This window comes from Nocardioides sp. P4_G4 (assembly GCF_056401085.1).
Map to the genome: position 1 here is coordinate 28,019 of NZ_JBFUKA010000018.1, position 26,742 is coordinate 54,760.

Genomic DNA, 26,742 nt, shown 5'->3' on the forward strand with positions numbered 1-26,742 from the left:
CGCTTGGTGCGGCGCTCTCGACGCGGCCGCCACAACGGACGGACAGCAGGTGGCTCGAAGGGCGCGCAACTGCACGCCGTCGGAGGCGTCGAGGATCAGCAAGTCGTCGCCATCGATATCCGAAGAGCGCGCCGGCTCACCAGAGCCGGGCCCGCGGCTGTACTCACCGCGCCGGTGTCGCCTGCACCACCGACATGGGTCGGCCGCGGGTGAGCGGGTGGTCGCTCAACAGTCAGCCCGGAGAAGGACAAGACCGCAGGGCAGCGAGCTCGCATATGCTGCTTTGTCGAAATGCGCGCCAAGAGTCGAACCCAAACCGCCCGATCCGTAGCGGCGCGTAACCGTCTTCGGGCCTAGCCGAGCTCCGTCATCTTTGAGACCTGCGGCTAGGTGTTTGCGCAGGTCAGAGGCCTACCGGGTGCCGTGTGAGGGCTCGTGGTGGGCCGTGCGGCAAATCGTTATCAAACGGGCTTCTGGAGGGGTTCCTGCAACCGTTTCTGCACCCGTCGCCGATCCCCCGGCCGGTTGAAGTCACCCTCAGACCTAGGTTCCCTCCGGGCCGGCTCTCGGCGACCTCCGCCCGTACTCGCGGGATTGTCAGTTGCGAGGGCGAGGATGGCGCCATGGCATGGAGCAGTCAGACCCTCGAATCGCTGGTGGCAACTCGCGTTGAGTTCCTCATCGACGCCCTCGGCACGGCTACGCGGGTGGCGGAGTGCCTCGGTGTGACGCGTCCACTCTTGTCCAAGTGGCGCGCCGGCACGGTGATGCCGACGCCGGCACAGGCGAAGTTGCTCGTCGATCTGGACCACGTGGTGGGTCGTGGGTCACTGATCTATGCCCCCAAGATCGTCCACGACTGGCTGTTTGGTCACGACTCCTACCTCGAGGGTGCTCGTCCCATCGACGTGTTGCATCTGCGAGGGAACGCCGATGTCCTGGCCGCGCTCGATTCTCTCGAGCAGAGGGCGTGGGGTGGCTAGCTGTGATGCCCAGGCACGTTGTGCGAGTGGGTACGGCGAGCCGTAGATAGGTGAAGGCCTCCCGGATGTGGAGTGGAGCTGTCTAGGACTTCACCCACGAGGAGGCCTTCATGGTCCACGCTAACGCGGCTCTGACCCCGAAACATCGACTCCGTCTGGCGCGCCTGATCGTTGACGACGGCTGGCCACCGTCGCGAGCGGCCGAGTTCTKCAACGTCTCTTGGCGCACTGCCGCGAAATGGGCCCAGCGCTACCGCGACGAAGGCGTGAACGGCATGCTCGACCGGCCCTCGGCCCGACACCGCCAGCACGCAAAGACCCCGCAGCCGATGGTTCGGAAGATCGTGCATCTGCGCTGGAAGCAGCGCCTGGGACCGGTGCAGATCGCAGCCAAGTTGGACATGCCCGCCTCGACGGTCCATGCGGTTCTGGTCCGGTGTCGACTCAACCGACTCAGCCACATCGACCGCGTCACCGGCGAGCCCGCTCGCCGTTACGAACGCGAACGACCGGGCGAGATGATCCACGTCGACGTGACCAAGTTCGGCAACATCCCCGACGGTGGGGGTTGGCGATTCGTCGGCAAGACCCAAGGTGACTGGAATCGACAAGCAACGCGRGACCGCACGGGCGCGAAGGCTGCGCACTACAAGCCCCGGGTCGGCACCTGTTTCGTGCACACCGTGATCGACGACTACTCCCGTGTCGCGTACGCCGAGGTCCACGACGATGAGAAGGCCGTCACCGCGGCCGGCGTCTTGTACCGCGCAGTCGCCTGGTTCGCCGAGCGCGGCGTCACCGTTGAGCGCGTGCTGTCCGACAACGGCTCGGCCTACGTCTCGCACCTGTGGCGCGACAGCTGCKCGGACCTCGGCATCACACACAAGCGAACTCGACCACGGCGACCACAGACGAACGGCAAGATCGAAAGACTCCACCGGACCATGGCCGACGGCTGGGCCTACAAGAAGCTCTACAACTCCGAATCTGCCCGACGTGCCGCGCTGGCAGGATGGCTACACCAGTACAACCACCACCGGCCACACTCAGCCCTCGGTGGCCTCCCGCCCATCACCCGGTCGGACAACCTGGCTGGACATCACAGCTAGTCGCCCAGGGTGTAGTCCGCGACCTTGGTCAGCTGCGGCGCCTCGTGGTCGCCGTCGACGACCTTGCCGCTCACCCACCACATCCGCAGCGACCTCGGTGCCAGCTCCAGGAACGCGAGGTTGTTGTCGAACCACGGCCCCTCGGCGTACTTCCACGTGATCGGGCTGGTCGGCACCTTGGTCGACCTCGACGCCAGGCGTCCCAGTGGACCGGCCACGCCGTAGCTGAGCACTGCCGTCGCGAAGCGCATGTTGCGCGAGAGCGGGTTGCGGATCGGCGAGCACACCGCCTGGATCAGCCTGCTCTGCAGCGCCGGGCTGCGGCGTGCCGTACGCCGGGACAACCGGGCCTCGCTGACGTAGCTGTGGTGCACGTCGCCGGACAGGAAGGTCACGCTCACCGGCGCCCGGCCCCGCTTGCCCGCCGCGACCTCGATCGCCATCTCCGCCACGCGCCGGAAGCTGTCCTGGAAGGCGGCCCAGTGCTCGAGGTCGACCAGCTTGCGGGCCCACTCCCCCACACCGGCCCCGCGCTCGCCCCACGCCCCGGCCGCCATCGCCTCGCTGGCCGCCTCGAGGTGGTGCAGGCCGCGGGCGAGCATGAAGGGCAGCGAGGTGCCGATGAGCAGGTGGTCGACGTCGCCGCGCATGTGCTCGTCGAGCCACGCCAGCTCGTCGGGATCGAGCAGCGCACGCTTGTCCGGGTCCAGCACGCGGGCGGCGCGGGAGTCCACCACCACCAGGCGGGCCTGGTCGTCGAACTCGCGCGCGTAGCTCCACCGGTAGGTCTGCGGCTCCTGGTCGACCCGCTCGGCGAACGCGTCGAGCACCTCGGTGAGGTCGAGCTCGTCCTCACCCGTGTGCTCGACCACCCGGCGCCAGATCTCGTCCTCGAGGCGTGCCTGCGGCGAGAGGTTGCCGAGGTGCTGGTAGACCCAGTACGACGCCAGCCCGGCCACGATCCGTCCGTGCCACCACGAGGTGGCCTCCATCTCGTCGCGCCACGACTGCGAGGTGTTCCAGTCGTCGCGGATGTCGTGGTCGTCGAAGATCATCGCGGACGGCAGCGTCGAGAGCAGCCAGCGGTTGGTGTCGTCGGTCCACGCCAGGGAGTAGAGGTGCGCGTACTCCTCGTAGTCCTGGAGCTCGGTCCACGGCGGCTGCTCGATGTCACGGCGTGCACTGATGAACTCGCGCATCGCGTCGGTGGTCTCGTCGGCGTAGACCTGGTCGCCGAGGAAGAGCACGAGGTCCGGCCAGCGAGGCTCGGCCAGGTCGGGGTCGGGGTCGTGCGCCTCGGACACCCCGGCCATCCGCAGCGCGTACGTGCGCAGCGCGTCGATGCCGTGGGTGGTGTTGCCCTTCTTGTCGTGCGACACCGAGGTGCGGCACGAGCCGAACGCCATCCGCAGCGGCTTGCCCGGCACCAGCGTGGCGATCACCGGCTCCGGGAGCGTGGAACCCTCCGGGGGCCACACGGGCCGGTCGTCGATCGACACGGAGTACGCCGCCCGCGACCCCGGCTCGAGCCCGCTGAGCTCGACCAGGGCGTAGTGGTGCCCGTGCACCGTGAAGGTGCCGGCCGACCAGGACTCGCCCTCGCGCGTCACGGTGACCCGCGAGCGCTCGCGGGTCTCGACCCAGACGGAGGCGGACGTCTCGTCGACGTGGCGCAGCAGCGGTCCGACCACCAGGTCGGCGGAGGTGGAGGTCATCTCACGGCTCCAGCAGGACCTTGATGGCGCGACGCTCGTCCATCGCGCGGTAGCCCTCCGGGGACTGCTCCAGCGGCAGGGTCATGTCGAAGACGAGGCCTGGGTCGATGGCGCCGCTGACGACGAGCTCGAGCAGCTCGGGGAGGTACTTGCGGACCGGCGCCATGCCACCGGCGAGACCGATGTTGCGCTGGAACATCCGGCGCACGGGGAGCTCGACGCCGTGGGGCACGCCCACGAAGCCGACCGTCGAGCCGGGACGGGCGACCGAGAAGGCCTGCGTGATGGAGTCGCCGGTCCCGACGCACTCGAGGACGGCGTCCGCGCCGACCCCGCCGGTGAGCTCGGCGATGCGAGCGGCACCCTCCTCGCCGCGCTCCGCGACGATGTCGGTGGCCCCGAAGCGTCGCGCGATGTCCTGGCGCGGCTCGTGACGCGACATGGCGATGACCCGCTCGGCGCCGAGCTGGGCCGCGGCGAGGACGCCGCACAGGCCGACCGCGCCGTCGCCGACGACCACGGCCGTGCTCCCCCGGGTCACACCGGCCGAGACCGCGGCGTGCCAACCGGTGGCCATCACGTCGGAGAGCGTCAGCAGCGAGGGGTACAGCGAGCGGTCGGGCGTGCCGTCGGTCTTGACCATGGAGCCGTTCGCCTGGGTCACCCGGGTGTACTCGGCCTGGCCGCTCGAGGTGAAGCCGAGGTTGACGCAGCCCGAGTGGGCCCCGGCCCGGCAGTGCACGCAGGTGTTGTCGCAGTGGTCGAACGGCACGATGACGAAGTCGCCGGCCTTGAAGTCGGTGACCTCGCTGCCGACCTCCTCCACCACCCCGATGCACTCGTGGCCGATGGTGTCCCCGGGAGTGACGTCGTTGGCCCCCCGGTAGGGCCACAGGTCCGAGCCGCAGATGCAGCCGGCGGCCACCTTGACGATGGCGTCGGTGGGCGCCTGGATGGTCGGGTCGGGGACGTCCTCGACGCGGATGTCGCCGGGGGCATGGATGGTGGTTGCACGCATGTCGCCGATCCTCGCATGCCCCCGGAGGGGGTGACCGACACGGCTTTCGAGGAGAGTTGTCGTATCTCATATCTGAGATACCTTGGTCGGCATGGAGACCGACTACAAGGGCCGCATCGGCAACCTGATCCGGGACGCCCGCAAGCACCGGGGGCTGACCCAGCACCAGCTCGCCGAGCTCCTGGCCACCAGCCAGAGCGCCATCAACCGCATCGAGAAGGGTCACCAGAACCTCTCCCTCGAGATGCTGGCCCGCATCGGCGCGGCACTCGACTCCGAGATCGTCGCGCTGGGCGCCGGCCCCACGCACCTGCGCGTCACCGGACCGACCACCCTGTCGGGATCGATCGAGGTCAAGACCTCGAAGAACGCCGGTGTCGCACTGCTCTGTGCCTCGCTGCTCAACCGCGGCCGGACCACGCTGCGCAAGGTCGCGCGGATCGAGGAGGTCAACCGCCTGCTCGAGGTGCTGACCTCCCTGGGCGTGCAGACCCGCTGGCTCAACGACCAGAACGACCTCGAGATCATCCCGCCGACCGAGCTCAACCTCGCGCGCATCGACGAGGACGCCGCGCGGCGTACCCGCTCGGTGATCATGTTCCTGGGCCCGCTGCTGCACCGCTACGACGAGTTCGACCTGCCCTACGCCGGCGGCTGCAACCTCGGCGAGCGCACCGTCGAGCCCCACATGTCCGCGCTGCGGCCCTTCGGCCTCGACGTGAAGGCGACGGACGGCAGCTACCACGCGAGCGTCAACCGCACCATCGAGCCGAACCGCGCCATCGTCCTGACCGAGCGCGGCGACTCCGTGACCGAGAACGCGCTGATGGCGGCCGCGCTCCGGCCCGCCACCACGGTGATCCGCAACGCCTCGTCCAACTACATGGTCCAGGACCTCTGCTTCTACCTCCAGAAGCTGGGCGTGATCGTGGAGGGCATCGGCACCACCACGCTGACCGTCACCGGACAGGCCGTCATCGACGTGGACGTCGACTACTCCCCCTCGGAGGACCCGATCGAGGCGATGTCACTGCTGACGGCCGCGATCGTCACCCAGTCGTCCATCACCATCAGGCGTGCGCCGATCGAGTTCCTGGAGCTCGAGCTCGCGATCCTCGAGGAGATGGGCTTCATCTACTCCCAGTCGGAGGAGTACGTCGCCGCCAACGGCCGGACCCGTCTGGTCGACATCACCACGCACCCGAGCTCGCTGCGTGCGCCGCTCGACAAGATCCACCCGATGCCGTTCCCCGGGCTCAACATCGACAACCTGCCGTTCTTCGCCGCGATCGCGGCGGTCGCCGACGGCCAGACCCTGCTGCACGACTGGGTCTATGAGAACCGGGCCATCTACTTCACCGAGCTCAACAAGCTCGGCGCCCAGGTCAAGCTCCTCGACCCGCACCGCGTGCTCGTCGAGGGCCCCACCCACTGGTCGGGTGCCGAGATCGTCTGCCCGCCGGCCCTGCGACCGGCCGTGGTGATCCTCATCGCCATGCTCGCCGCGAAGGGCACCTCGGTGCTGCGGTCGACGTACGTCATCCACCGCGGCTACGAGGACCTCGCGGAGCGGCTCAACCTGCTCGGCGCCAACATCGAGACGTTCCGAGACATCTGATCGAGCTTGCTCACCGGTCTCAGTCGAAGAGGGTCTCCACCCACGCCCTCGTCCGCTTGGCGGCGGCCGGCGGCGCGGTCATGTCCGGGGTGATGCGCGGCAGCGGGGCCGTGCGCGTGGCCGAGCCGGCGTGCCAGTCGGTCTCCGCCTCGACGAGCGTCCCCATGTCGGCACGGTCCAGGAACACGCCGTGGCCGTCGGGGCACTGGTTGACGGTGGCGAGGCCCAGCGAGCGCTCGCGCATCTCGGTCCCGCAACGCGGGCAGGTGAGGGACTCCATTTCCCAGACGGTACTCCCGGTGGGGCCCATACTGCTCGCGTGACACGGCACGAGTCCCGCCAGCGCCCCACGGTGCTCGCCTTCGCGCACCGCGGCGGCGCCTACCACCCGGACATCGAGGGCCTCGAGAACACGATGGCGGCCTTCCGCCACGCGGTCTCGCTCGGCTACCGCCACCTCGAGACCGACGTCCACGTCACCAGCGACGGCGTCCTGCTGGCCTTCCACGACACCGTGCTCGACCGGGTCACCGACCGGGTCGGCTCCATCTCCGAGACGTCGTACGCCGACGTCCAGCAGGCCCTGATCGGCGGCCGGGAGCGGGTCCCGACGCTGGCCGAGCTCTTCGACGCCTTCCCGGACGCCCGCTTCAACATCGACCTCAAGTCCGAGGGGGCCGTGGAGGCGCTGGCGGCCTTCCTCGACGAGCGTGCGGCTTGGGACCGGGTCGTCGTCGGCTCCTTCTCCATCCGCCGCATGCACGCGTTCCGCCGCCGGACCGGCGGCCGGGTGGCCACGTCGGCGCACCCGCTGGAGGTCGCGGCGTACGTCGTGCTCCCCAGCGCCCGCCTCGTGCGCCGCCTCACCGGGGACCAGCCCCGCGCCCTGCAGGTGCCGCACCGGCGCGGGCGCCTGGTCGTGGTCTCCCCCGGGCTGGTGCGCCGCGCGCACGCCAACGGCCTCGACGTGCACGTGTGGACCATCGACGACCCGTCCGAGATGAACGAGCTGGTCGACCGTGGCGTCGACGGCCTCATGACCGACCGCACCGACATACTCAGGGACGTGCTGCGCAGCCGTGGCCTGTGGGAGGAACCAACGTGACCAACCCCGACGCGCCCGGCGGCATCGCCGACCTGCGGCCCCTGGCGCAGGAGCGCGAGCAGAAGGCCTGGTACTGGTACGACTGGGCCAACAGTGCCTACGTCACCACCATCGGCACCGTGCTGCTCGCGCCCTACCTCATCGCGATCGCGAAGGAGGCGGCGGTCGACAACCGGATCAGCGTGCTCGGGCTGGCGGTGGCCCCGGGATCGCTGCCGTCCTACCTCGTGACGTTCTCCACGATCCTCTCGGCCCTGATCCTGCCGCCGCTCGGGGCGATGATGGACCGCACCGAGAAGAAGAAGCAGTGGCTCGCCGGCTTCGCCTGGACGGGTGCGGCGTTCGCCTCCCTGCTGTGGTTCTGCCGCGGGGAGAACTGGCAGATCGGCGCGGTCGCGGTGATCGGCGCCAACCTGTGCCTGGCCGCGTCGATGGTCGTCAACGACTCGATCCTGCCGCTCATCTCCGACGAGGCCAACCGCGACCGCGTCTCCTCGCGTGGCTGGGCCTGGGGCTACCTCGGCGGCGGCCTGCTGCTCACGGTCAACCTGGCCGTCGTCACGATCCTGCCCTTCGGGCTGTCCACCGGTGAGGCCGCACGGCTCTGCATGCTCTCGGCGGCGATCTGGTGGGCCGTGTTCTCGATCATCCCGTTCGTGCGGCTCGAGAACCACCCGCCGACCAATGTCGAGCCGGCCGAGGGCAACGTCGTGGCGCGCAGCTTCGGCCAGCTCGCCCAGACGCTGCGCGACATGCGCAACTACCCGATGGCGCTGACCTTCCTGGTCGCCTACCTGTTCTTCAACGACGGGATCCAGACCGTCATCGCCAGCTCGTCGACGTACGGTTCCGAGCAGCTCGGGCACGGGCAGTCGGTGCTGATCGGCACGATCCTGCTGGTGCAGTTCGTCGCGTTCTTCGGCGCGCTGCTCTTCGGGCGGCTGGCCCAGCGTCAGGGCGCCAAGAAGACGATCCTCATGGGGCTGGTGATCTGGATGGTCATCGTCACCGCGGCACTGTTCCTGCCCGCCGGAAACGTGGCCCTCTTCATGGTGTTCGGCGTCGCCGTGGGCATCGTGCTCGGCGGCACCCAGGCCCTGGCCCGGTCCTACTACTCGCTTCTCATCCCCCGCGGCAAGGAGGCCGAGTACTTCAGCTTCTACCACGCGATGGACCGTGGGACGTCGTGGTTCGGGACGCTGGTCTTCGGTCTCGTCTACCAGTTCACCGACTCCTACCGGCCCGCGATCTTCGCGCTGATCGCGTTCTTCCTGCTCGGCGGCTACATCCTCACCCGCGTCGACACCGAGCGAGGCATCCGGGACGCGGGCAACGCCCGCCCCGCCGTCGTGTGACCTCTCCCACCCGATCGGGTGGGACCCTCCCGGTTGATTGGTCGGATCTTTGGCCACCCCGCTACCTTGGAGTGAACAGAGAACGTACGACGCTGCACGAATGGCGTCACGGATGGTGRATCCGATCGTTCCACTCCCGACTCACTCGGGGTCAGCACACATCATCTGGAGGTGGCTCAATGGCGGAGCGCACGCTACGTGGCGCACGGCTCGGCGGCCAGAGTTTCGAAGACGAGCGCGGGATCGAGTTCGCAGCCCGACAGCAGGTCGGATACCGCTGCGAGCAGGGTCACGAGTTCGAGGTCACGATGTCGGTCGAGGCGGACATCCCTGCGATCTGGGAGTGTCCTCGCTGTGGGGCGAAGGCACTCAGCACCGCGGGCATCAAGCCCGAGGAGAAGGCGGAGAAGCCTGCTCGCACGCACTGGGACATGCTCCTGGAGCGCCGCTCGGAGAAGGAGCTCGAGGACATCCTCAAGGAGCGCCTCGAGCTGCTGCGCGGCGGAGAGATCGGCCCGGCGCACCTGCACCGTGCCAACGCCAAGAAGCGCAAGGCAACTGCCTGACCGGCAGCAGCACCCGACGACTCAGTCGTCGACCACCTCGCCCTGGACCACGGGCCCTTCGGGACCCGGTCCGGGGCGTCGTGCGTTGCCGGGGGCGCCGGTTCCGCCGGGGCCACGACCCGTGGGACCGAGCAGCTTGCTGGTCACCACGCGGGTGAGCAGGCGACGGGCGACGGGGCGGGTGACCGGCAGGATCAGCACGATGCCGAGGATGTCGCTCACGAAGCCCGGGGTGAGCATCAGGGTGCCGCCGACGAGGATCAGGCCCGCGTCGGCGAGCTCGCGGGCGGGCATCCGGCCGGTCTGCAGTGCCGCCTGCAGCCCGGCCCACGACCGCGCCCCCTCCCGCTTGATGAGCCACGTGCCGAAGATGCTGTCCACGACGAGCAGCAGGATCGTCCACCACGGGCCGATGACCTGACCCACCTGGATCAGCACGAAGATCTCGACCAGGGGCACGACGATGAAGGCCACGAAGAGCAGCCAGCCGGGGATCCGCACGCGCCTCATCGGGTACGCCGTCCCTGCCGGGCGTGGGCGAGCTGGGCGCGGCGCTCCCGCRGGCCCCACCGCGTGATCCGTCGCAGCGACTCGGAGGCCACCGAGCCGCTCATCTTGGAGTCGCCGCGGACCCGCTCGATGAACTCGATCGGCACCTCCACGACCCGCAGCCCGGAGCGCACGGCCCGGTAGGCGAGGTCGGTCTGGAACACGTAGCCCGTGCTCTGCACGGTGTCGAGGTCGATCTTGTCCAGTGCCTCGCGCCGGAAGAGCCGGAAGCCGGCCGTCGCGTCCTTGACGCGGATCCCGAGCAGCAGGCGGACGTAGAGGTTGCCCCCGCGCGAGAGGACCTGACGGCGGAGGGGCCAGTTGACCACCGAGCCGCCGGGCACGTAGCGCGAGCCGATCACCAGGTCGGCCGAGCGCAGCGCGTCCAGCAGGCGGTGCAGCTGCTCGGGCTGGTGCGATCCGTCGGCATCCATCTCGCCGATCACGTCGTAGCCCGCGTCCAGGGCCACCCGGAAGCCGTGGAGGTACGCCGCGCCGAGACCGGCCTTCTCAGCGCGGTGCAGCACCGAGACCTGCCGGTCCGCCTCCGCCAGCCGGTCGGCGACCTCCCCGGTGCCGTCGGGCGACCCGTCGTCGACCACCAGGAGGTCCACCGTGGGCTGGGCGGCGCGGATCCGGTCCACGATCCACTCGAGGTTCTCGACCTCGTTGTAGGTCGGGATGACCATCACGACGCGGCCCAGGCCGTCGGTGCTCATGCGGGGACCCGCGTCATGGTCCGTGCCCTTCCGGTCTGTCCCCCGCTGTCGGGGCGTGCAGGACGACGATACGGAACCAGGGCCAACGCCACGCCCACCAGGGTGATCGCCACCGCGGCGCGTCCCGGCCAGGGCCCCAGCCGGACCGCCGGGGTCACCCCGTGGACGAGCGGGACGTCCGCGACCAGCACGTCCTGGGTGCGCGGCGCGGCACTCTGGACGACGCTGCCGTCCGGGGCGACGATGCCCGAGACCCCGTTGATGGCGGCCACGACGACGTACCGCCCGGTCTCGACGGCGCGGAGGCGGCTGATCTCGAACTGCTGGTCGATCTGGGCGGTGTTGATGAACATCGCGTTGCTGGTCTGGACGGTGACGAGCTCGCCGCCGTGGATGACCTGGCCGTGGACCACGTCGTCGTAGGCGATGTCGAAGCAGATGGCGTCGGCGACCAGCGCGTCGCCGACCTGCAGCGGCTCGAGGCTGGTGCCGCGGGCCATGTCACGCGGGATCAGCGCGAGCTGGCCGTAGGTGTCGGGCAGGAGCGAGCCGCGGAACGGGATGTACTCGCCGTAGGGGACGGGGTGGCGCTTGGTGTAGCGGTCTCCCCCGCCCAGGCCCGGTCGCCACACGATGCCCTGGTTGAGGACCTCGTCGGGGCGCGGGGAGTCGGACATGCCTCCGATGAGGATGGGGACGCCGATGGCGTCGGAGGCGGCCACGATGCCGGCGTGGACGCCGACGTCGGTGAAGGGGTCGACGGCGGTCGAGTTCTCGGGCCAGACCACCAGGTCGGGGCGGGGCTCGTCGCCGGCCTCGACGTCGCGGGCCAGCTGCTCGGTGAGCGCCACGTGGTTGGCGGTGATCTGGCGGTGCACGGACGGCACGTCGGTGCCGTCCCCCGGGACGTCGCCCTGCACGGCGGCGACGGTCAGCTCCTCGCCGGTGTCGGCGACGCCGGGGACGGCGGCGTACGAGCCCAGGAGCGGCAGCAGGGTCACTGCCCCCAGTCCCCCGACGGCGACGAGGGCGGCGAGGGGGCGTCGCAACCGGCTGGTGACCAGCCACGCCAGCGTGGTGCCCGTGAGCGCGACGAGGAGGCTCACGCCGGTCATGCCCAGCCACGGGAGGACCGGCTGCCACACGGTGCCGGCGGTGGCGTAGGTGAGCCGCCCCCACGGGAGACCCCCGAAGGGCCAGGTCCCCCGCCAGGTCTCCGCGGCCACCCAGGCCACGGCGGCCCAGACGGGCCAGGCCCGCAGCCGGGTCACCAGCGCCAGCACCATGCCCAGGGGCGCGAAGTAGAGCGCCTGGAAGAACGAGAGGGCCCCCCACGCGTCGGTGCCGACCGCCCGCATCCACCACAGCAGGGTGGTCATGAAGCCCACGCCGAAGAGCCAGCCGACGAGCGCCCCCCAGCGGACCGGAAGACCACGGACCGCCAGGACCAGCATGGCCAGGGCCACCGGCATCAGGACGGCGAGACCGACGGGCTCGAAGGCCAGGGAGAGCACGACGCCGCCCACGAGGGCGGCGAGGCAGCGGAGCATCACGGCTTCACGCTATCCGGCCCGACCACGGCCGGGGCCGGCAACGGCTCCGATGCCGGGGGCCTGCAGGCGGACGGGGGGCACGCTGACCCTTCGGACCAACCCACGACCGACCGGCTGCCGGCAGTGGGAAGTTGTCTACGGAGCCAGCTGGCCCCCCGTATCCACCCTCGTGGTGCGAGACCGACCTCCGTGGACAAGCGGGCGCAGATGCTGGCTTCACACCCACCCACCGGCCACTCGGACGTCGGTCCGCTGGCCACGATCTGCACAGGCGGACCGGGGAACCCTGTCTCGCCCGGGCGAGCGTGTCAACATGGTCTTGACCTGCACAAATGCGCGAAATCGCAGGTCAGCGACCGAGCAGATCCCAAGAACAGGGTAAGAAATTTCACCGGGCGGCGGCGTGTCGTCGCAGGACACGCCGAGATCAGTGCTGGGTCGGCGGAACGACGACGGTGCCGGTGGCCGTGGTGGCCACCACCGGGGGGTCGAGGAGGGCCGCGGCGCCCGGAGCGTCGTCGGTCGCGGCGCCGCGGGCGACCACGTGCACGGCGAAGTCCATCACCCGGCTGCGGGTGCCCTCGCGGGCCAGGGTCGCGGTGACCTCGAGCACGTCGCCGGCGCGCACCGGCGCCGCGAACTGGACGTCGGAGTACGACGCGAAGAGGCCCTCGTCGCCGTCGAGCAGGATGCACATCTCGGTCGCCACGTCGCCGAAGAGGCCCAGGGAGTAGGCGCCGTCGACGAGGTTGCCGGCGTAGTGGGCGTGGCTGTAGGGCACGTAGCGACGGTGGGTGACGGTGGTGCCCACGCGCGAGCCGGAGTCGGTCATGAGGCCTTCCTGTTCGTGATGCGGTGGACGAGGTAGGAGGCGACCTCCCCGGGCGTCGTGCCCCGGGTGAAGACGCGGTCGACGCCGAGCTCGTCGGCCATCGTCTCGTCGAAGCGCGGCCCGCCGACCACGAGCAGTGGTCGCTTGGCCGCCGGGTAGGACTCGCGGAACGCCGCAGACATCTCACGGGTGTTGAGCAGGTGGGCGTCGCGCTGGGTGACCACCTGGGAGACCAGGACGGCGTCGGCCTTCTCGGTGATCGCGGCGTCGACGAGCTCCGGGACGCTGACCTGGGCGCCGAGGTTGACCACCTTGACCTCGCGGTAGTACTCCAGGCCCTTCTCCCCCGCGAACCCCTTGATGTTGAGGATCGCGTCGATGCCGACCGTGTGGGCATCGGTCCCGATGCACCCGCCGACCACGACCATCCGCCGGCGCAGCGAGCGCTTGATGGCGGCGTTGGCCTCCTTGGGCGTGAGCAGCGGGTAGTCGCGCTCGACGACCTCGACCTGGTCGGTGTCGACGAGGTGGTTCACGCGGCCGTAGACGACGAAGAAGGTGAAGTCGTCACCCATCGGCTTGGCGTGGACCACCAACGCCGGGTCCATGCCCATCTTGTTGGCCAGCTGGGCAGCGGCGCCCTCGGCGACCTTGGAGTGCTTGATCGGCAGCGTGAAGGACAGCTGCACCATGCCGTCGCCGGTGGTGTCGCCGTACGGGCGGACGATGCTCATGCGGGGTCCCCAGGGTGTTGTTCGTCGGAGGAGCGAAGCGGAGGAGGCGAAGGACGGCGTGGGGTGCAGGTCACACGTCCTCCAGGATCTCGGTCGCGGGGTTGTAGTAGTCGGCCGCCTTGCGGGCCACTCCGTCGAGGCCACGGCCCTTGTGGGCCGGTCGCTTCATGAGGCCGAAGGTGCCGTCGGCGATCGCGTCGAGGAGGCCGTTGTCGTGGGCCTTGATGTCCTCGAGCAGGCCGATGGACTCGCCCAGCACCTGGCGGGCCCGGGTGTTGATGAAGCCGTCGGGGCGGGGGTGGAAGTCCTCGTGCAGCTTGCCGGCGGAGTCCATGACGTAGCGGACGTTCTGCAGGGCCAGGTCGCGGTCGGAGATCCACGGCGTCACCACGGCCTCGGTCATCATCCCCACGAGCAGGATGCCCTGGTCGGTCAGCGCGCCGACGAGGTTGAAGAAGCCGTCGAGCAGGTAGCCGCGGAAGACGTCGCCGGTCATGTGGCGCGTCGGTGGCATCCACTTCAGCGGCGCCTTGGGGAACAGCTGGCGCGCGAGCATCGCGTGGGCGAGCTCCAGGCGGAACGAGTCCGGCACCRCCGGGTCGATCTCGAAGGCGTGGCCCAGGCCGAGCTGCCAGTCCTCGAGACCGGCCTCCTTGGCGAAGTACTCGTTGAGCAGCTGGCTGGTGGTGACCGTGTGCGCGGCCTCGACGGCGTCGGCGGTGGTGAGGTAGTTGTCCTCGCCGGTGTTGATGATGATGCCCGCGCGGGCGTGGACCTGGCGGCTGAAGCGCTGGTCGACGAACGTGCGGATCGGGTTGATGTCGCGGAAGAGGATCCCGTACATCGAGTCGTTGAGCATCATGTCGAGGCGCTCGAGGCCGGCCAGGGCCGCGATCTCGGGCATGCAGAGGCCCGAGGCGTAGTTGGTGAGGCGCACGTAGCGACCCAGCTCGCGGCTGGTCTCGTCGAGGGCCGCCCGCATCAGGCGGAAGTTCTCCTGGGTCGCGTAGGTGCCGGCGAAGCCCTCACGGGTCGCGCCCTCGGGCACGAAGTCGAGCAACGACTGACCGGTGCTGCGGATCACCGCGATGACGTCGGCACCCTCCCGCGCGGCCGCCTGGGCCTGCGGGATGTCCTCGTAGATGTCGCCGGTCGCGACGATGAGGTAGATCCACGGCTTGCGGGGGGCGTCGCCGACCTTGGCGATCATCCGCTCGCGCTCGACGCGTCGACGGTCGATCTGCTTGATGCCGACGCCGACGGCCTTGCGCGACGCGGCCCGGGCGCGGGTGAGGTCGCGACCCTCGGGGAGGCGGAAGGTCACCGACCCCGCGCTGGCCTTCTGGGCGAGAGTGGTGAGGTCCTCGGCCTCGCCCCGGAGCAGCGCGTCCCAGACGGGAACCGCGACGCCGTGCTCGAGGCCGACGTCGGCGCGGACCACGTCGGAGAGCCGGTTGACCCACGGGGTGCCCTCGCCGTCGGCGCCGCCYAGGCCGGCGAGGCGCAGGGTGGCGCGCTCGACGCTGACGGTGGTGTGCTGCTGCGCCGTCTTGACGATCGGACGCCCGACCTGACGCGCGAGGGTGCGCGCGCGTCGTACGTCTGCGGCGTCGAGGGTGAGCTTGCCCATCAGAGCCTCCGCTCGAAGAGTCCGCGCACGCCATCATGGGCGCGCAGCAGGTCGAGGGCGTACGCCGCGTGGCCGGGGACGTAGCCGTTGCCGACGATCATCCGCACGTCGGCGGCGAGGCCCTCGGCCCCGAGGGCGGCGGCGCTGAAGGAGGTGGCCATGGAGAAGAAGATCACGGTGCCCCGCTCGGCGGTGGCCAGGATCGCGCCTCCCTCGCAGCCGGGGACGTCGACGCACACCACGGTGACGTCGGCGGGCCCGCCGGCGGCGGTGACGGCGTCGCGCAGCGCGACCGGGTCCCTGGCGTCCGCGACCGCCACGGCGTCGGCGAGCCCGGCGCCGCGCAACAGGTCGGCCTCGGCCTCGTGGGGCACCACGCCGATGGTGCGGGTGGCGCCGGCGTCGCGGGCGGCGGCCAGGCTCAGCGACCCTGACTTGCCGGCTCCCCCGACCACGGCGACGGTCACGCCGCGTCCGCGGGCGGCGTGCTCCTCGACCACACGGCGGGTGAGGGCGGGCGCGCCGCAGACGTCCATGACGCTGAGGCTGAGCTCGGGGCCGAGGTCGACGGGGAGGACGGCGGCGATCGAGCGGCCGAAGAGGATGGCGTAACCGTCGCACGGCACCTGCTCGCTCGTCCCGTCCCACGCGGCGAGGTCGTCCTCGATCACCAGCGGGGTGAGGGTGAGGCTGACGAGGGTGGCGACGCGGTCGCCGACGGCGAGGCCGAGCGGCGACTCGGGGYCGACCTCCTCGACGGTCCCGACGAGCATCCCGCCGGAGCCGGTCTCGGGGTTCTGCATCTTGCCGCGGGTGGCGACGATGTCGCGGACCGCGCGGCGTACGCCGTCCCCGTCGCCGTGGGTGCGCTCGAGCTGGCGGAACGACGCGGCGTCCAGGTTGAGCCGCTCGACCCTGATCCGGACCTCGTCGGGCCACAGCTCGCGCCGGGTGTCGAGGCGCTGCGCCGCCTGCGGCAGCACGGTCCCGTCGTCGAGGACCCTGTGCAGACCCGTGGGATCGCTGATGGCCGTGCTGATCGATGAGGTCGGCGAGGTCGACATGACCGCTTGTTCCTTCGCTGCTTGGTGCTTGAGACGGGAAATATTGCGGCGCGTCATTGGACTCACCGGAGGATCTCCGCCTACTCTGACAGAGGAGTCGCGCGTCACACAACCGACGCGCCGCCCCTGCCCGCCCGGCCCCATCCGTACATCAGGAGCACCAGACATGAGCATCGAGACCGCGATCGGCCTCGCCACCGGCCAGCCGTACCCGTACGAGCGCGTCGAGCTCGTCGAGCCGGACTGGACCCGCTTCCCCGGCTGGGCCTCCGTCACGTCCGACGACTGGGCCTCGGTCCAGTGGCAGCGGGCGCACTGCATCAAGAACATCAAGCAGCTGCGCGAGCTCATGGGCGACCTGCTCGACGAGCGCTTCTACGCCGACCTCGAGCGCGACCAGGCCGAGCGGGCCACCATGTCGATGCTCGTCCCGCCGCAGATGATGAACACGATGGTGCCGACCTTCTCGCCCGGAGCCGCCGGCTCCATGACCGAGGCGTTCTACGCCGACCCCGTCCGTCACTACATGATCCCGGTGTTCAGCGACCGGCGCACCGACTGGTCGTCGCACCCGCACGCCACCCGCGACTCGCTGCACGAGCACGACATGTGGGTGGCCGAGGGCCTGACCCACCGCTACCCCACCAAGGTGCTCGCCGAGCTGCTGCCGACCTGCCCGCAGTACTGCGGCCACTGCACGCGCATGGACCTGGTCGGCAACTCGACCCCGGTGATCGAGAAGCTCAAGTTCACCGCCAAGCCGGTGGACCGCCTCGACTCGATGTTCGAGTACCTGCGTCGGACGCCCCAGGTGCGCGACGTGGTCGTCTCCGGTGGCGACGTCGCCAACATGCCGTGGCCCCGACTCGAGGACTTCCTCACCCGGCTGCTGGAGATCGAGAACATCCGCGACATCCGGCTCGCAACCAAGGCCCTCATCGGCCTCCCCCAGCACTGGCTGCAGCCCGACGTCGTCGAGGGCGTGGGCCGCGTCGCCACGCTGGCCCGCTCGCGCGGCGTCTCGCTGGCGATGCACACGCACGCCAACCACGCGAACTCCATCACTCCGATCGTGGCTCAGGCGACGACCGCGATGCTCGACGCCGGCCTGCGCGACGTACGCAACCAGGGCGTCCTGCTCAACGGCGTCAACGCCGACCCGCACGCGCTGCTCGACCTGTGCTTCCGCCTGCTCGACGGCGCCCGGATCATGCCCTACTACTTCTACATGTGCGACATGATCCCGTTCTCGGAGCACTGGCGGGTCTCGGTCGCCGACGCCCAGCACCTGCAGCACCACATCATGGGCTACCTGCCGGGCTTCGCGACGCCGCGGATCGTGTGCGACGTGCCGTTCGTCGGCAAGCGCTGGGTGCACCAGCTCGCCGACTACGACACCGAGCGCGGCATCTCCTACTGGACCAAGAACTACCGCACCTCGATCGAGGCCACCTCCGACGACGCGCTCTCGCGCACCTACGAGTACTACGACCCGATCCACACCCTCCCCGAGGCCGGTCAGCAGTGGTGGGCCGAGCACGGCAACCTCGACGAGTCGGAGCTCAAGGCGGCCGAGGTCGCCGAGGCATCCCGGCGTACGGCGGCCCTCCAGGCCTGGTGAGGCGCGGTCGACCCCCTGTGTCGAAGTCCCCGGCTGGCCGGGGACTTTGTCACTGACAGGGGGTTGCAACCGTCACTAAGTGCGCAACTCGCCGACACAGTCTGGCGGCGCTCGGCGCGTCCTCCACAGGCTCGTGATCGGCGGTTTCGCAGCCCCGGCCGGGCGGGCACGACAGGGGCATGACCGCTGACTTCCCGGTCGGGCTGACCGACATCGACCTCCGTCGCGACCTCATCGCCGACGGTTGGACGGACCGAGCCATCGCGCAACGGGTGCGTTCAGGCGTCCTGATCAAGGTGCGGTACGGCGCCTACGTCCGCACCGAGCTCGTCAAGGAGTTCGATGCCACGCAGCACCTGCGGGTGCGTTCGCGTGCAGTCCTGCGCACTACTCACGAGACCTCCGTGCTCGCGGACCACAACGCGCTGGCGGAGTACGACGTACCCCTGTGGGGAGTCGACCTCGACGAGACCCACCTGATCCGTACGGACGGGAGGAGTGGACGGCGGGAAGCCGGCGTAGTGCACCACCGGGCCAGGCTGGACGACGGCGACTGGGCGCTGCTCCACGGCGTGCCGGTCGTGTCAGCCGCTCGTGCCGCCCTCGGGGTGATCCTCACCCACAGCTCCGAGGTCGGACTGGTGGCGGCGAGCGGCGTGCTGGCCCACAAGGTAGCCACCACCGATGAGCTCCGGGCCCAGGTCGACCTCGCCGAGCACTGGCCGCACAGCCTGTCGGCTCGCATCGTGCTGTCGCGGGCCGACGCGCGCCTCACCAGTGTCGGGGAGGCCCGTGCCTGGCACCTCTTCCACGAGCAGCGCGTGGTCCGACCCGAGCCGCAGGTCTCGGTGCACGACGAGTGGGGAGATCTCGTCGGCATCGTCGACTTCCTCTGGCGACAGCACGGTGTCTTCCTCGAGTTCGACGGCAAGATCAAGTACACGAAGTACCGCCGTCCCGGCGAGACCCTTGACCAGTACCTGATGCGGGAGAAGAAGCGCGAGGAGGACATCTGCCGACTGACCGGCTGGGTCTGCATCCGCATCGGGTGGGCCCATCTCGAGGACCCGGTCCGGACCGCCCGCCGGATCGTGGCGCTGCTCGAGAGCCGGGCCAAGCGGGGTGCCTGAGCCCTACTGGATGGGCGAGTCGATCACTGTGTGACGGTTGCAACGGTCACACAGTGACAAAGTCCCCGGCTGAGCGGGGACTCATCCACCGGGGTGCACCCACCGACCCTCAGCCCAGCGGGCGGTTCTCGTACGCCGTGGAGAGCACGATGGTCGTGCGGGTCGAGACGTTGGCGGCGGAGCGGACGCGGGCGAGGAGGTCCTCGAGGACGCGGGGGGTCGCGACCCGGATCTTCAGGATGTAGGACTCCTCCCCCGCCACCGACCAGCAGGACTCGATCTCCGCGATGCCGGCCAGCCGCTCGGGATAGTCGTCGGGCTGGGAGGGGTCGATCGGGGTGATCGAGATGAAGGCGGTGAGCGGGCGGCCGAGCTGCTCGTGGTCGACCAGCGCGGCGTACCCGGTGATCAGGCCCTTGCCCTCGAGACGCTTCACGCGCTGGTGCACCGCCGAGGTCGACAGGCCGGTGGCCTTCCCCAGGTCGGTGAAGGACATCCGACCGTCCTCGGCCAGCAGCGCGAGGATCTTGCGGTCGGTGGACTCCACCTCAGACATCGTCACGCGCCACAGGCTAGCGAGAAGATCGTGCGAGGATCACGCAGTGACCRCACAGCGACTCATGCTCCTCGACACAGCGTCCCTCTACTTCCGGGCCTTCTTCGGCGTCCCCGACTCCGTGCAGGCGCCGGACGGCACCCCGGTCAACGCGATCCGGGGCCTGCTGGACTTCATCTCCCGGCTGGTCGACGAGTACCGGCCCACCCACCTGGTGTGCTGCTGGGACGACGACTGGCGCCCGCAGTGGCGCGTCGACCTGATCCCCTCGTACAAGGCCCACCGGGTCGTCGCGGTGCGACCGGGCGACAACCCGGACATCGAGGAGGTGCCGGACCCGCTGCAGGTCCAGGTCCCGGTCATCCGCGAGGTGCTGGCCGCGTTCGGGATATCGGTCGTGGGCGCCCCGGGCTACGAGGCCGACGACGTCATCGGCACGCTGGCCACCGGCGCCGGGATGCCGGTCGACATCGTCACCGGCGACCGCGACCTCTTCCAGCTCGTCGACGACGAGGCCGAGGTGCGGGTGCTCTACACCGCCCGCGGCGTGGGCAAGCACGAGCGGATCACCGAGCACACGGTCGTCGACAAGTACGCCGTCCTCCCCCAGCAGTACGCCGACTTCGCCACCCTCCGCGGCGACAGCTCCGACGGCCTCCCCGGGGTCGCCGGCGTGGGCGACAAGACCGCCGCCTCCCTGCTCCTGTCGTACGGCGACCTGGCCGGCATCCGGGCGGCCGCCCAGGACCCCGACTCCGCGCTCGGCCCCGGGCCGCGCGGCAAGATCATCGCTGCCGCCGACTACCTCGACGTCGCCCCGACGGTCGTGGCCGTGGCCCGCGACATCGACCTCGGCACCCACGACCACGCCCTCCCCACCGAGCCCGCCGACGCCGACGCCCTGACCGCCCTGGCCGAGCGCTGGGGGCTCTCCAGCCCGGTCGAGCGGCTCACCGGGGTGCTGGCCGCCCACTGACGGCCGCTGACGGCCGCCGACAACCCCGCCGGCAGGCCGCCGACACCCTGCGCCGCGCCTACTCGGTCAGCGCCGAGTAGGACACCACCCCACGCTTGAGCAGGCCGACGGTATCGCGGGCGGTCGCCCGCAGCGGCGTCCCGCCGGCCGCGTCGGCCACCTGTCCGGCCAGGTCGAGGAGCTGCTTCATCCAGCGCACGAAGTCGCCGGCCGCCAGGTCGGTGCCGTTGAGCACCTCGTCGAGGTCGTCCCCCTCGGCCCACCGGTAGGCCGCCCAGGCGAAGCCGAGGTCGGGCTCGCGCAGGAAGTCCAGCTTGTGGTCGCGTTCGAGGGCGTCGAGCTGCCCCCAGAGCCGCACCATCTCCGCCAGGACGCTCTGGATCCGTGCGCCCGGCACCCGCGGCGAGGACGCGTCGTCGGGACGCCGTGCCTCGAAGACCAGCGCGGACAGCACGGCCGCCAGCTCGGAGGGCGTCAGGTCGTCCCACAGGCCCTCACGCAGCGACTCGGCGGCCACGAGGTCCATGTCGGTGTAGATGCGTCGCAGGTGGCTCCCGCGCTCGGTGACCTTGTCCCCCTCGAGGTAGTCGAGGGCGGTCAGCACGTCGCACACCCGGTCGAAGGTCCGCGCCACCGTGTTGGTGCGCTGCTCGACGCGCCGCTTGAGCGTCTGCGTGTCGCGCTCGAGCTTGAACCACCGCTCGGCCCACCGGGCGTGGTCCTCCCGCTCCGGGCACTGGTGGCAGGGGTGGGTCTTGAGCCGGTTGCGCAGCTCGGCGATCTCGCGGTCGACCGGCGAGTCGGTGAACGCGTCGCCCCGGTCCCGGCGCCGCGGCGGCGGGGTGAAGTCGTGGGTCTTGGACCGCAGTGCCGACGCGAGGTCGCGCCGCATCGCCGGGTTGCGGCCGTTGAAGGACTTGGGCACCCGCATGCGGGTGATCGCCTCCACGGGGGTCGGGAAGTCCATCGCCGCGAGACGGCGGGCCTGCCGGTCCTGGGTGAGCACGTAGGGCCGTGGCTCGTGACCGGACAGACCGGGGTCGATGACGACGGCGAAGCCGGAGAACTTGCCGGACGGCACCATGATCACGTCGCCGGGCTTCAGCTTGCCGAGCGAGTCCATCGCCTCCTGGCGGCGATCCTGGCGCCGCTCCCTCGCGGCCCCCTTCTCCACGTCGGTGATCCGGCGGCGCAGGGCGGCGTACTCCATGAAGTCGCCCTGGTGGCAGGTCGCCGCCTCGGCGTAGCCGTCGAGCGCCTCCTCGGCCTTGTGCAGCTGCCGGGCCAGCCCGACGACGGCCTTGTCGGCCTGGAACTGCGCGAACGACTGCTCCAGCAGCTCGCGCGAGCGCGCCCGGCCGAACTGGTGCACGAGGTTGACCGCCATGTTGTACGACGGGCGGAACGACGAGCGGAGCGGGTAGGTGCGGGTGGACGCGAGACCGGCCACCTCGCGCGGGTTCATCCCCGGCTGCCACAGCACGACGCCGTGGCCCTCGACGTCGAGGCCCCGGCGCCCCGCCCGGCCGGTGAGCTGGGTGTACTCCCCCGGCGTGATGTCGGCGTGGGTCTCGCCGTTCCACTTGGAGAGCTTCTCGATGACCACCGTGCGGGCGGGCATGTTGATGCCCAGCGCCAACGTCTCGGTGGCGAAGACGACCTTGCACAGGCCGCGTACGTACAGCTCCTCGACGCACTGCTTGAAGGTCGGCAGCATCCCGGCGTGGTGGGCCGCGACGCCTCGGGTGAGTCCGTCGAGGAACTCGTGGTAGCCGAGCACGTGCAGGTCGTCGTCGGGCAGGTGCCGGCACTTCTCCTCGACGAACGCGTAGATCTCGTCGCGCTCCTCGGAGCTGGTGAGCCGCACGTTGGCCGACAGGCACTGGGTGACCGCCGCGTCGCAGCCGACCCGGCTGAAGATGAAGACGATCGCCGGGAGCAGGCCCTCGCGGTCGAGGCGGTCGATCACGTCCACGCGGCTGGGGATCCAGACCCTGCGGCCGTTGCCGACCTGTCGGCCGTCCTTGGAGTCCTTGGCCTTGGGCGAGCCGGGCTTGCCCTTGCGCGGCGAGCGACGGTCGCGCATCAGCCGGGAGCTGGCCCAGTCGTCGCGGGCGATCCGCACCAGCTCGTCGTTGACGGGCGCACCCTCGCGCACGAAGCCGGCACTGGCGTCCACGTCGGAGGAGGCGAAGAGGTCGAGCAGCCGCCGTCCGACCATGACGTGCTGGAAGAGCGGCACCGGTCGGCGCTCCTCCAGGATCGTGGCGGTGTCACCGCGGACGGTGGAGAGCCACTCGCCGAACTCCTCGGCGTTGGAGACGGTGGCCGAGAGCGAGATCAGCGACACCGACTCCGGCAGGTGGATGATCACCTCCTCCCAGACCGCGCCCCGCATCCGGTCGGCGAGGTAGTGCACCTCGTCCATCACGACGTAGCCGAGGCCCAGCAGGGTGCGCGAGCCGGCGTACAGCATGTTGCGCAGCACCTCGGTCGTCATCACGACGATGGGTGCCTCGCCGTTGACGACGTTGTCGCCGGTGAGCAGGCCGACGTTCGCGGCGCCGTGACGCGCGACCAGGTCGTTGTACTTCTGGTTGGACAGCGCCTTGATCGGCGTCGTGTAGAAGCACTTGCGACCGGTGGCCAGCGCGAGGTGGACCGCGAACTCGCCCACGATCGTCTTGCCGGAGCCGGTGGGCGCCGCGACGAGCACGCCGCGGCCCTCCTCGATCTCCTTGCAGGCGCGCACCTGGAAGTCGTCGAGGGGGAAGTCGTAGTGGCCCGCGAAGTCGCGGAAGGCGGGATAGGCCTTGTCACGTGCGTACGCCGCGTAGCGCTGCGCCGGACCGGGGAGCTCCATGTCCTCGCTCATGCCAGCACCACCAGGGCCTCGGGCGCCGCCTCGACGGTGATCGGCAGCTCGCCGAAGCGCTCGCCGTCCGCATAGGCCACGATGCCGGGTGCGGCGACGGTCACCCGACGGACTCGGTGGTGCTCGTACTCGGCCACCGTGGTGTGGGTGCCGGAGAAGAGCTTCGGATAGGTGCGGACCAGCTTGGCTCGAGACATCTCCTTGATGATGACCACGTCGAGCAAACCGTCGTCCAGCAGGGCCCCCTCGGTAATGCGCAGGCCGCCCCCGAAGGAGGGTCCGTTGCCCACCGCGACGAGCATCGCATCCACCCGTCGGGCGGCGCCGTCGAGGTCGAGCGTGTAGGGCAGCGGGTGGAAGGTCCGCAGCTCGGCGACGGTGGCCAGGTTGTAGCGCATCTGCCCCTTCGGCCACCGCATCGTGTTGGCCCGCTCGTTGACGACGGCGTCGAAGCCGGCCGCCATCACGGTGACGTAGTGGCGCGAGCCGCTGCGCGCCAGGTCGATGGTCCGGGTACGCCGCGCGATGACGCGGTCCGCGGCCGCCACGGGGTCGCGCCGCGGCAGGTCGAGGTAGCGGGCGACGTCGTTGCCGGTGCCGGCCGGGATGATGCCCAGCGGGACGCCGGTGCCCGCCAGCGCCTGCACGGCGAGGTGGACCAGCCCGTCGCCCCCGCAGACCACGAGCGCCTCGACCCCGTCGGCCACGCTGGCCCGGGCCAGGTCGGCCGCCTCGTCGGCGTCGCGCCCGGCGAGGTTGCGCACGACCAGGCCGCTGTCACGCAGGCGTCCCAGGGCGGCCTCGCGGTAGCGGCCACCGCGCCCGCCGCCCGCGGTCGGGTTGGTGAGCATGGCCACCTCGCCGACACCTGCGCCACCAGCGACTCGTCCCGCGCCCGCGTCCATGGGTGCGACCCTAGCGCCGGGGAGCCCGCGTCAGCCGGAGCGGCGCGACTTCTCCTCGCCGATCCGCAGCAGGGCGGCCCAGTGGTCGGGTGAGGCACCCACGGCCTTCGCCAGGCGACCCATCACCTCGAGGACCAGACCCGCGTCGAAGCGGGTGCCGGGCACCGCGAGCGTCAGCCGGTCGGCGTACTCCACGATGAGCACCTGCTCGTGCCGCCAGGCCTGGTGGGCCCGGAGCCGGGCGACGTCGTCGGCCACCGGGACCGGGTAGGCCTCGTCGACGGCGAGCAGGTCGCACACGAGGTCGGGCTCCCCGGGGGTGGTGAGCCGGCCCGCCACCCGGTGGCCGTCCCGCAGGCCCGCATCGGCGTGCCAGACCACCTGGGCGGTGCCCAGCCAGTCGGGCAGGTCGAAGGGGTCGACATCGACCACCGGCTGCACGTCCATGGGTGCAGCCTGTCAGACGTCAGAGGGGCGAGAGCTCGTCGGGGCTGAGGCCGGCATTGGGGCTGCTGCTCGCCTTGCGACGGTCGTGGGAGCGGGCGAGGACCTCGGAGATCATGTAGAGGATCACCATCGGCACGGCCATGAAGGTCATCGTGAAGGGGTCGGCCGACGGCGTCGCGACGGCGGCGAAGATGAAGATCCCGACGATGATCCACGGCCGGTGCGCGGCGAGGGTCTTGCCCGACACGACGCCGGCGCGGTTGAGCATCACCACGAAGACCGGGATCTCGAAGGCCAGCCCGAAGACCAGCAGCGTGCGGGTGAAGAACTGGAGGTACTCGGTGAAGTCGACCAGGTTGGTCACCCCCTCGGGGTTGAGTCCGATGAGGACCTCCAGCCCCTTGGGCAGCGTGACGTAGCCGAGGACCACGCCGATGAGGAACAGCGGCCCTGCGACGAGCACGAAGACCCGCGTCCACTTGCGCTCGTTGGCGTGCAGGCCGGGCAGGATGAACGCCCACACCTGGTAGAGCCAGTAGGGAGCGGTCGCCACCAGGGCGGCGAAGCCGCACAGCTTGAGGTAGAGCATGAGCCCGCCGCCGGCCCCGCTGGTGGTGGCGAACGTCGTGCCCTCGGCGAGCGCCGCGGACGCCTTCTGGTACGGCCCGTAGACGAGGTCGTAGAGGAAGTCGAACTGCCACAGGGCGAGGCCGAGCGCCACGATGCCCACCAGGGCGACACGCAGGATCCGCGCGCGCAGCTCACGCAGGTGGTCCGACAGCGCCATGCTGCCGTCGGGACCGACCGGGTGGGAGGGGCGGGTGGAGAAGAAGCGGAGGGGTCCGGGGGCCTTCACTGACGTACGACGGCCGCGCAGGTCAGCTGGTGTGCTTGTCGGAGCGCGGATCGGTGGGCAGGTCGGTGCCCTGGCCGCGCGTGCTGTCGCGCCCGAGGTCGGTGTGGGTCGGGGGCAGGGGCGGCAGCTCGGAGGTGGCGGCCGGCGGCGTGGACTTCTCGTCGTCGTCGTCGCGCAGACCCTTGGTCTCGGTCTTGAAGATGCGCAGCGCCTGCCCGGTGCCGCGTGCGAGGTCGGGGAGCTTGGCCGCGCCGAAGACGAGGACCACGATGGCGAGGATGACCAGCCACTCCGCGCCCTGCGGCATGCCGATGAGGGGGTGGATCATCATGAGTCTCTCCAGGGTGAGTCGGGGATCGTGCGGTTCATTTTCATCGTACGCCGGGTGCGGTGTAGAGCCCGACCGCCGCTCGGGCACTGGCGGTGAACGAGTCGGCGAACTCCCGGGGGGCCACGACGCTGGCGTGCGGAGCCACCCGGAACAGTAGCTGGCGCAGCCATGCCTCACCGGCGACCTCGAGATCCACGTCGAGACTGCCGTCGGGCCCGGGGCGCGTGGCGGTCACCGGGTAGTACTCCGTGACCCAGTGCGCGGGCGGGGCCAGCCGGACGGTCACCGTCGTGGCCGACCCCTCGTCGGCGAACCAACCGGATCCCAGGTCCCGGGCGTGGCCGGCCCGGTCGGACACCGGCACGTCCAGCTCGGTGGCCCGCAGCATCCGGTCCAGCCGGAAGACGCGGTCGCCACCCGCGGTGTGGCACCACGCGTCGAGGTACGTCGCGTCGCCGACCCGGGTGATCGCGCGGGGCTCCACGACCCGGGTGG

Annotated in this window: 26 protein-coding genes; 9 read left to right on the top strand and 17 right to left on the bottom strand. The window is 70.6% G+C overall.

Annotation, left to right across the window (positions count from 1 at the left end):
* The first annotated feature begins 623 nt into the window (after nt 1–623).
* Both AC1DQF_RS06140 and AC1DQF_RS06145 read left to right on the top strand, forming a co-directional pair.
* Nucleotides 624–983, top strand: a complete 360-nt coding sequence (locus tag AC1DQF_RS06140) for a hypothetical protein (RefSeq protein ID WP_477524323.1) — start codon at nt 624–626, stop codon at nt 981–983.
* A gap of 110 nt (nt 984–1,093) precedes the next feature.
* Entirely contained in the window at nt 1,094–2,092 is a 999-nt protein-coding gene (locus AC1DQF_RS06145; protein ID WP_477524324.1) for an IS481 family transposase, read from the top strand.
* On the opposite strand, the gene AC1DQF_RS06150 is transcribed toward AC1DQF_RS06145, so the two are convergent.
* Both AC1DQF_RS06150 and AC1DQF_RS06155 read right to left on the bottom strand, forming a co-directional pair.
* On the bottom strand, nt 2,089–3,807 hold the full coding sequence (locus AC1DQF_RS06150) for an alkaline phosphatase D family protein (RefSeq protein WP_477524325.1): 1,719 nt from the start codon (nt 3,805–3,807) through the stop codon (nt 2,089–2,091). The genes AC1DQF_RS06145 and AC1DQF_RS06150 overlap by 4 nt on opposite strands.
* Before the next feature lies 1 nt (nt 3,808).
* Nucleotides 3,809–4,825 (bottom strand): zinc-dependent alcohol dehydrogenase family protein, encoded by a 1,017-nt coding sequence (locus AC1DQF_RS06155; RefSeq protein ID WP_477524326.1) that lies wholly within the window; start codon nt 4,823–4,825, stop codon nt 3,809–3,811.
* Nucleotides 4,826–4,916: 91 nt separating this feature from the next.
* Here AC1DQF_RS06155 and AC1DQF_RS06160 point away from each other — a divergent pair, with 91 nt between their 5' ends.
* Nucleotides 4,917–6,443, top strand: coding sequence for a helix-turn-helix domain-containing protein (locus AC1DQF_RS06160; RefSeq protein WP_477524327.1), 1,527 nt, complete (start codon nt 4,917–4,919; stop codon nt 6,441–6,443).
* A gap of 19 nt (nt 6,444–6,462) precedes the next feature.
* On the opposite strand, the gene AC1DQF_RS06165 is transcribed toward AC1DQF_RS06160, so the two are convergent.
* Nucleotides 6,463–6,723, bottom strand: a complete 261-nt coding sequence (locus AC1DQF_RS06165; RefSeq protein WP_477524328.1) for a TFIIB-type zinc ribbon-containing protein — start codon at nt 6,721–6,723, stop codon at nt 6,463–6,465.
* Between the two features lie 39 nt (nt 6,724–6,762).
* On the opposite strand from AC1DQF_RS06165, the gene AC1DQF_RS06170 reads away from it, so the two are divergent.
* The 3 genes from AC1DQF_RS06170 (at nt 6,763) to AC1DQF_RS06180 (ending at nt 9,469) form a co-directional block, all read left to right on the top strand.
* A complete protein-coding gene (locus AC1DQF_RS06170; RefSeq protein ID WP_477524329.1) occupies nt 6,763–7,548 on the top strand; it encodes a glycerophosphodiester phosphodiesterase family protein in 786 nt (261 codons plus the stop codon).
* Nucleotides 7,545–8,903, top strand: a complete 1,359-nt coding sequence (locus AC1DQF_RS06175) for an MFS transporter (RefSeq protein ID WP_477524330.1) — start codon at nt 7,545–7,547, stop codon at nt 8,901–8,903. Before AC1DQF_RS06170 ends, AC1DQF_RS06175 begins: the two co-directional genes overlap by 4 nt.
* 179 nt (nt 8,904–9,082) lie before the next feature.
* Nucleotides 9,083–9,469 (top strand): RNA polymerase-binding protein RbpA, encoded by a 387-nt coding sequence (locus AC1DQF_RS06180; protein WP_056889132.1) that lies wholly within the window; start codon nt 9,083–9,085, stop codon nt 9,467–9,469.
* A 21-nt stretch (nt 9,470–9,490) separates the two neighbouring features.
* Here AC1DQF_RS06180 and AC1DQF_RS06185 read toward each other — a convergent pair whose 3' ends face one another.
* The 7 genes from AC1DQF_RS06185 to kdd form a co-directional block, all read right to left on the bottom strand.
* Nucleotides 9,491–9,979 (bottom strand): FxsA family protein, encoded by a 489-nt coding sequence (locus tag AC1DQF_RS06185; protein ID WP_477524331.1) that lies wholly within the window; start codon nt 9,977–9,979, stop codon nt 9,491–9,493.
* Entirely contained in the window at nt 9,976–10,737 is a 762-nt protein-coding gene (locus tag AC1DQF_RS06190; RefSeq protein ID WP_477524332.1) for a polyprenol monophosphomannose synthase, read from the bottom strand. The genes AC1DQF_RS06185 and AC1DQF_RS06190 overlap by 4 nt, the downstream gene beginning before the upstream one ends.
* Nucleotides 10,734–12,287 carry an apolipoprotein N-acyltransferase gene (gene lnt, locus AC1DQF_RS06195; protein ID WP_477524346.1) on the bottom strand — a complete coding sequence of 518 codons (1,554 nt, stop codon included), beginning with the start codon at nt 12,285–12,287 and terminating at the stop codon, nt 10,734–10,736. Before lnt ends, AC1DQF_RS06190 begins: the two co-directional genes overlap by 4 nt.
* Nucleotides 12,288–12,717: 430 nt before the next feature.
* A complete protein-coding gene (gene kal / locus AC1DQF_RS06200) occupies nt 12,718–13,122 on the bottom strand; it encodes a 3-aminobutyryl-CoA ammonia lyase (RefSeq protein ID WP_477524333.1) in 405 nt (134 codons plus the stop codon).
* The gene (gene kamE, locus AC1DQF_RS06205; protein WP_477524334.1) at nt 13,119–13,856 is read right to left on the bottom strand and encodes a lysine 5,6-aminomutase subunit beta; all 738 of its coding nucleotides are present in this window, start codon (nt 13,854–13,856) and stop codon (nt 13,119–13,121) included. Before kamE ends, kal begins: the two co-directional genes overlap by 4 nt.
* Nucleotides 13,857–13,926: 70 nt before the next feature.
* Nucleotides 13,927–15,486 carry a lysine 5,6-aminomutase subunit alpha gene (kamD, locus tag AC1DQF_RS06210; RefSeq protein ID WP_477524335.1) on the bottom strand — a complete coding sequence of 520 codons (1,560 nt, stop codon included), beginning with the start codon at nt 15,484–15,486 and terminating at the stop codon, nt 13,927–13,929.
* Nucleotides 15,486–16,550 (bottom strand): L-erythro-3,5-diaminohexanoate dehydrogenase, encoded by a 1,065-nt coding sequence (gene kdd / locus AC1DQF_RS06215; RefSeq protein ID WP_477524336.1) that lies wholly within the window; start codon nt 16,548–16,550, stop codon nt 15,486–15,488. Before kdd ends, kamD begins: the two co-directional genes overlap by 1 nt.
* Before the next feature lie 166 nt (nt 16,551–16,716).
* On the opposite strand from kdd, the gene AC1DQF_RS06220 reads away from it, so the two are divergent.
* Both AC1DQF_RS06220 and AC1DQF_RS06225 read left to right on the top strand, forming a co-directional pair.
* Complete coding sequence (locus AC1DQF_RS06220; protein WP_477524337.1) at nt 16,717–18,171, top strand: KamA family radical SAM protein; 1,455 nt, start codon at nt 16,717–16,719, stop codon at nt 18,169–18,171.
* A 179-nt stretch (nt 18,172–18,350) separates the two neighbouring features.
* Complete coding sequence (locus AC1DQF_RS06225; RefSeq protein WP_477524338.1) at nt 18,351–19,301, top strand: hypothetical protein; 951 nt, start codon at nt 18,351–18,353, stop codon at nt 19,299–19,301.
* Between the two features lie 109 nt (nt 19,302–19,410).
* On the opposite strand, the gene AC1DQF_RS06230 is transcribed toward AC1DQF_RS06225, so the two are convergent.
* Complete coding sequence (locus AC1DQF_RS06230) at nt 19,411–19,857, bottom strand: Lrp/AsnC family transcriptional regulator (protein ID WP_477524347.1); 447 nt, start codon at nt 19,855–19,857, stop codon at nt 19,411–19,413.
* Between the two features lie 64 nt (nt 19,858–19,921).
* On the opposite strand from AC1DQF_RS06230, the gene AC1DQF_RS06235 reads away from it, so the two are divergent.
* Complete coding sequence (locus AC1DQF_RS06235; RefSeq protein ID WP_477524348.1) at nt 19,922–20,833, top strand: 5'-3' exonuclease; 912 nt, start codon at nt 19,922–19,924, stop codon at nt 20,831–20,833.
* A gap of 58 nt (nt 20,834–20,891) precedes the next feature.
* Here the strand turns inward: AC1DQF_RS06235 and AC1DQF_RS06240 are convergent, their stop codons facing one another.
* The 6 genes from AC1DQF_RS06240 to AC1DQF_RS06265 form a co-directional block, all read right to left on the bottom strand.
* Nucleotides 20,892–23,708 (bottom strand): DEAD/DEAH box helicase, encoded by a 2,817-nt coding sequence (locus AC1DQF_RS06240; protein WP_477524339.1) that lies wholly within the window; start codon nt 23,706–23,708, stop codon nt 20,892–20,894.
* Entirely contained in the window at nt 23,705–24,613 is a 909-nt protein-coding gene (locus AC1DQF_RS06245) for a diacylglycerol kinase (protein ID WP_477524340.1), read from the bottom strand. The genes AC1DQF_RS06240 and AC1DQF_RS06245 overlap by 4 nt, the downstream gene beginning before the upstream one ends.
* A 30-nt stretch (nt 24,614–24,643) precedes the next feature.
* On the bottom strand, nt 24,644–25,060 hold the full coding sequence (locus tag AC1DQF_RS06250; RefSeq protein ID WP_477524341.1) for a hypothetical protein: 417 nt from the start codon (nt 25,058–25,060) through the stop codon (nt 24,644–24,646).
* 19 nt (nt 25,061–25,079) lie between these two features.
* Nucleotides 25,080–25,916, bottom strand: a complete 837-nt coding sequence (tatC, locus tag AC1DQF_RS06255; RefSeq protein ID WP_477524342.1) for a twin-arginine translocase subunit TatC — start codon at nt 25,914–25,916, stop codon at nt 25,080–25,082.
* A gap of 22 nt (nt 25,917–25,938) precedes the next feature.
* A complete protein-coding gene (locus AC1DQF_RS06260) occupies nt 25,939–26,247 on the bottom strand; it encodes a Sec-independent protein translocase subunit TatA (RefSeq protein ID WP_477524343.1) in 309 nt (102 codons plus the stop codon).
* A gap of 40 nt (nt 26,248–26,287) precedes the next feature.
* Nucleotides 26,288–26,742: WYL domain-containing protein (locus tag AC1DQF_RS06265; RefSeq protein ID WP_477524344.1), on the bottom strand; the 455-nt coding region annotated here is incomplete at its 5' end.

Coding starts and splice junctions, on each gene's coding strand:
- AC1DQF_RS06140 (WP_477524323.1), top strand. CDS start 624: ATGGCATGGAGCAGTCAGACCCTCGAATCGCTGGTGGCAACTCGCGTT.
- AC1DQF_RS06150 (WP_477524325.1), bottom strand. CDS start 3,807: ATGACCTCCACCTCCGCCGACCTGGTGGTCGGACCGCTGCTGCGCCAC.
- AC1DQF_RS06155 (WP_477524326.1), bottom strand. CDS start 4,825: ATGCGTGCAACCACCATCCATGCCCCCGGCGACATCCGCGTCGAGGAC.
- AC1DQF_RS06160 (WP_477524327.1), top strand. CDS start 4,917: ATGGAGACCGACTACAAGGGCCGCATCGGCAACCTGATCCGGGACGCC.
- AC1DQF_RS06165 (WP_477524328.1), bottom strand. CDS start 6,723: ATGGAGTCCCTCACCTGCCCGCGTTGCGGGACCGAGATGCGCGAGCGC.
- AC1DQF_RS06180 (WP_056889132.1), top strand. CDS start 9,083: ATGGCGGAGCGCACGCTACGTGGCGCACGGCTCGGCGGCCAGAGTTTC.
- AC1DQF_RS06185 (WP_477524331.1), bottom strand. CDS start 9,979: ATGAGGCGCGTGCGGATCCCCGGCTGGCTGCTCTTCGTGGCCTTCATC.
- lnt (WP_477524346.1), bottom strand. CDS start 12,287: ATGCTCCGCTGCCTCGCCGCCCTCGTGGGCGGCGTCGTGCTCTCCCTG.
- kal (WP_477524333.1), bottom strand. CDS start 13,122: ATGACCGACTCCGGCTCGCGCGTGGGCACCACCGTCACCCACCGTCGC.
- kamE (WP_477524334.1), bottom strand. CDS start 13,856: ATGAGCATCGTCCGCCCGTACGGCGACACCACCGGCGACGGCATGGTG.
- AC1DQF_RS06220 (WP_477524337.1), top strand. CDS start 16,717: ATGAGCATCGAGACCGCGATCGGCCTCGCCACCGGCCAGCCGTACCCG.
- AC1DQF_RS06225 (WP_477524338.1), top strand. CDS start 18,351: ATGACCGCTGACTTCCCGGTCGGGCTGACCGACATCGACCTCCGTCGC.
- AC1DQF_RS06230 (WP_477524347.1), bottom strand. CDS start 19,857: ATGTCTGAGGTGGAGTCCACCGACCGCAAGATCCTCGCGCTGCTGGCC.
- AC1DQF_RS06235 (WP_477524348.1), top strand. CDS start 19,922: ATGCTCCTCGACACAGCGTCCCTCTACTTCCGGGCCTTCTTCGGCGTC.
- AC1DQF_RS06240 (WP_477524339.1), bottom strand. CDS start 23,708: ATGAGCGAGGACATGGAGCTCCCCGGTCCGGCGCAGCGCTACGCGGCG.
- AC1DQF_RS06245 (WP_477524340.1), bottom strand. CDS start 24,613: ATGGACGCGGGCGCGGGACGAGTCGCTGGTGGCGCAGGTGTCGGCGAG.
- AC1DQF_RS06250 (WP_477524341.1), bottom strand. CDS start 25,060: ATGGACGTGCAGCCGGTGGTCGATGTCGACCCCTTCGACCTGCCCGAC.
- AC1DQF_RS06260 (WP_477524343.1), bottom strand. CDS start 26,247: ATGATGATCCACCCCCTCATCGGCATGCCGCAGGGCGCGGAGTGGCTG.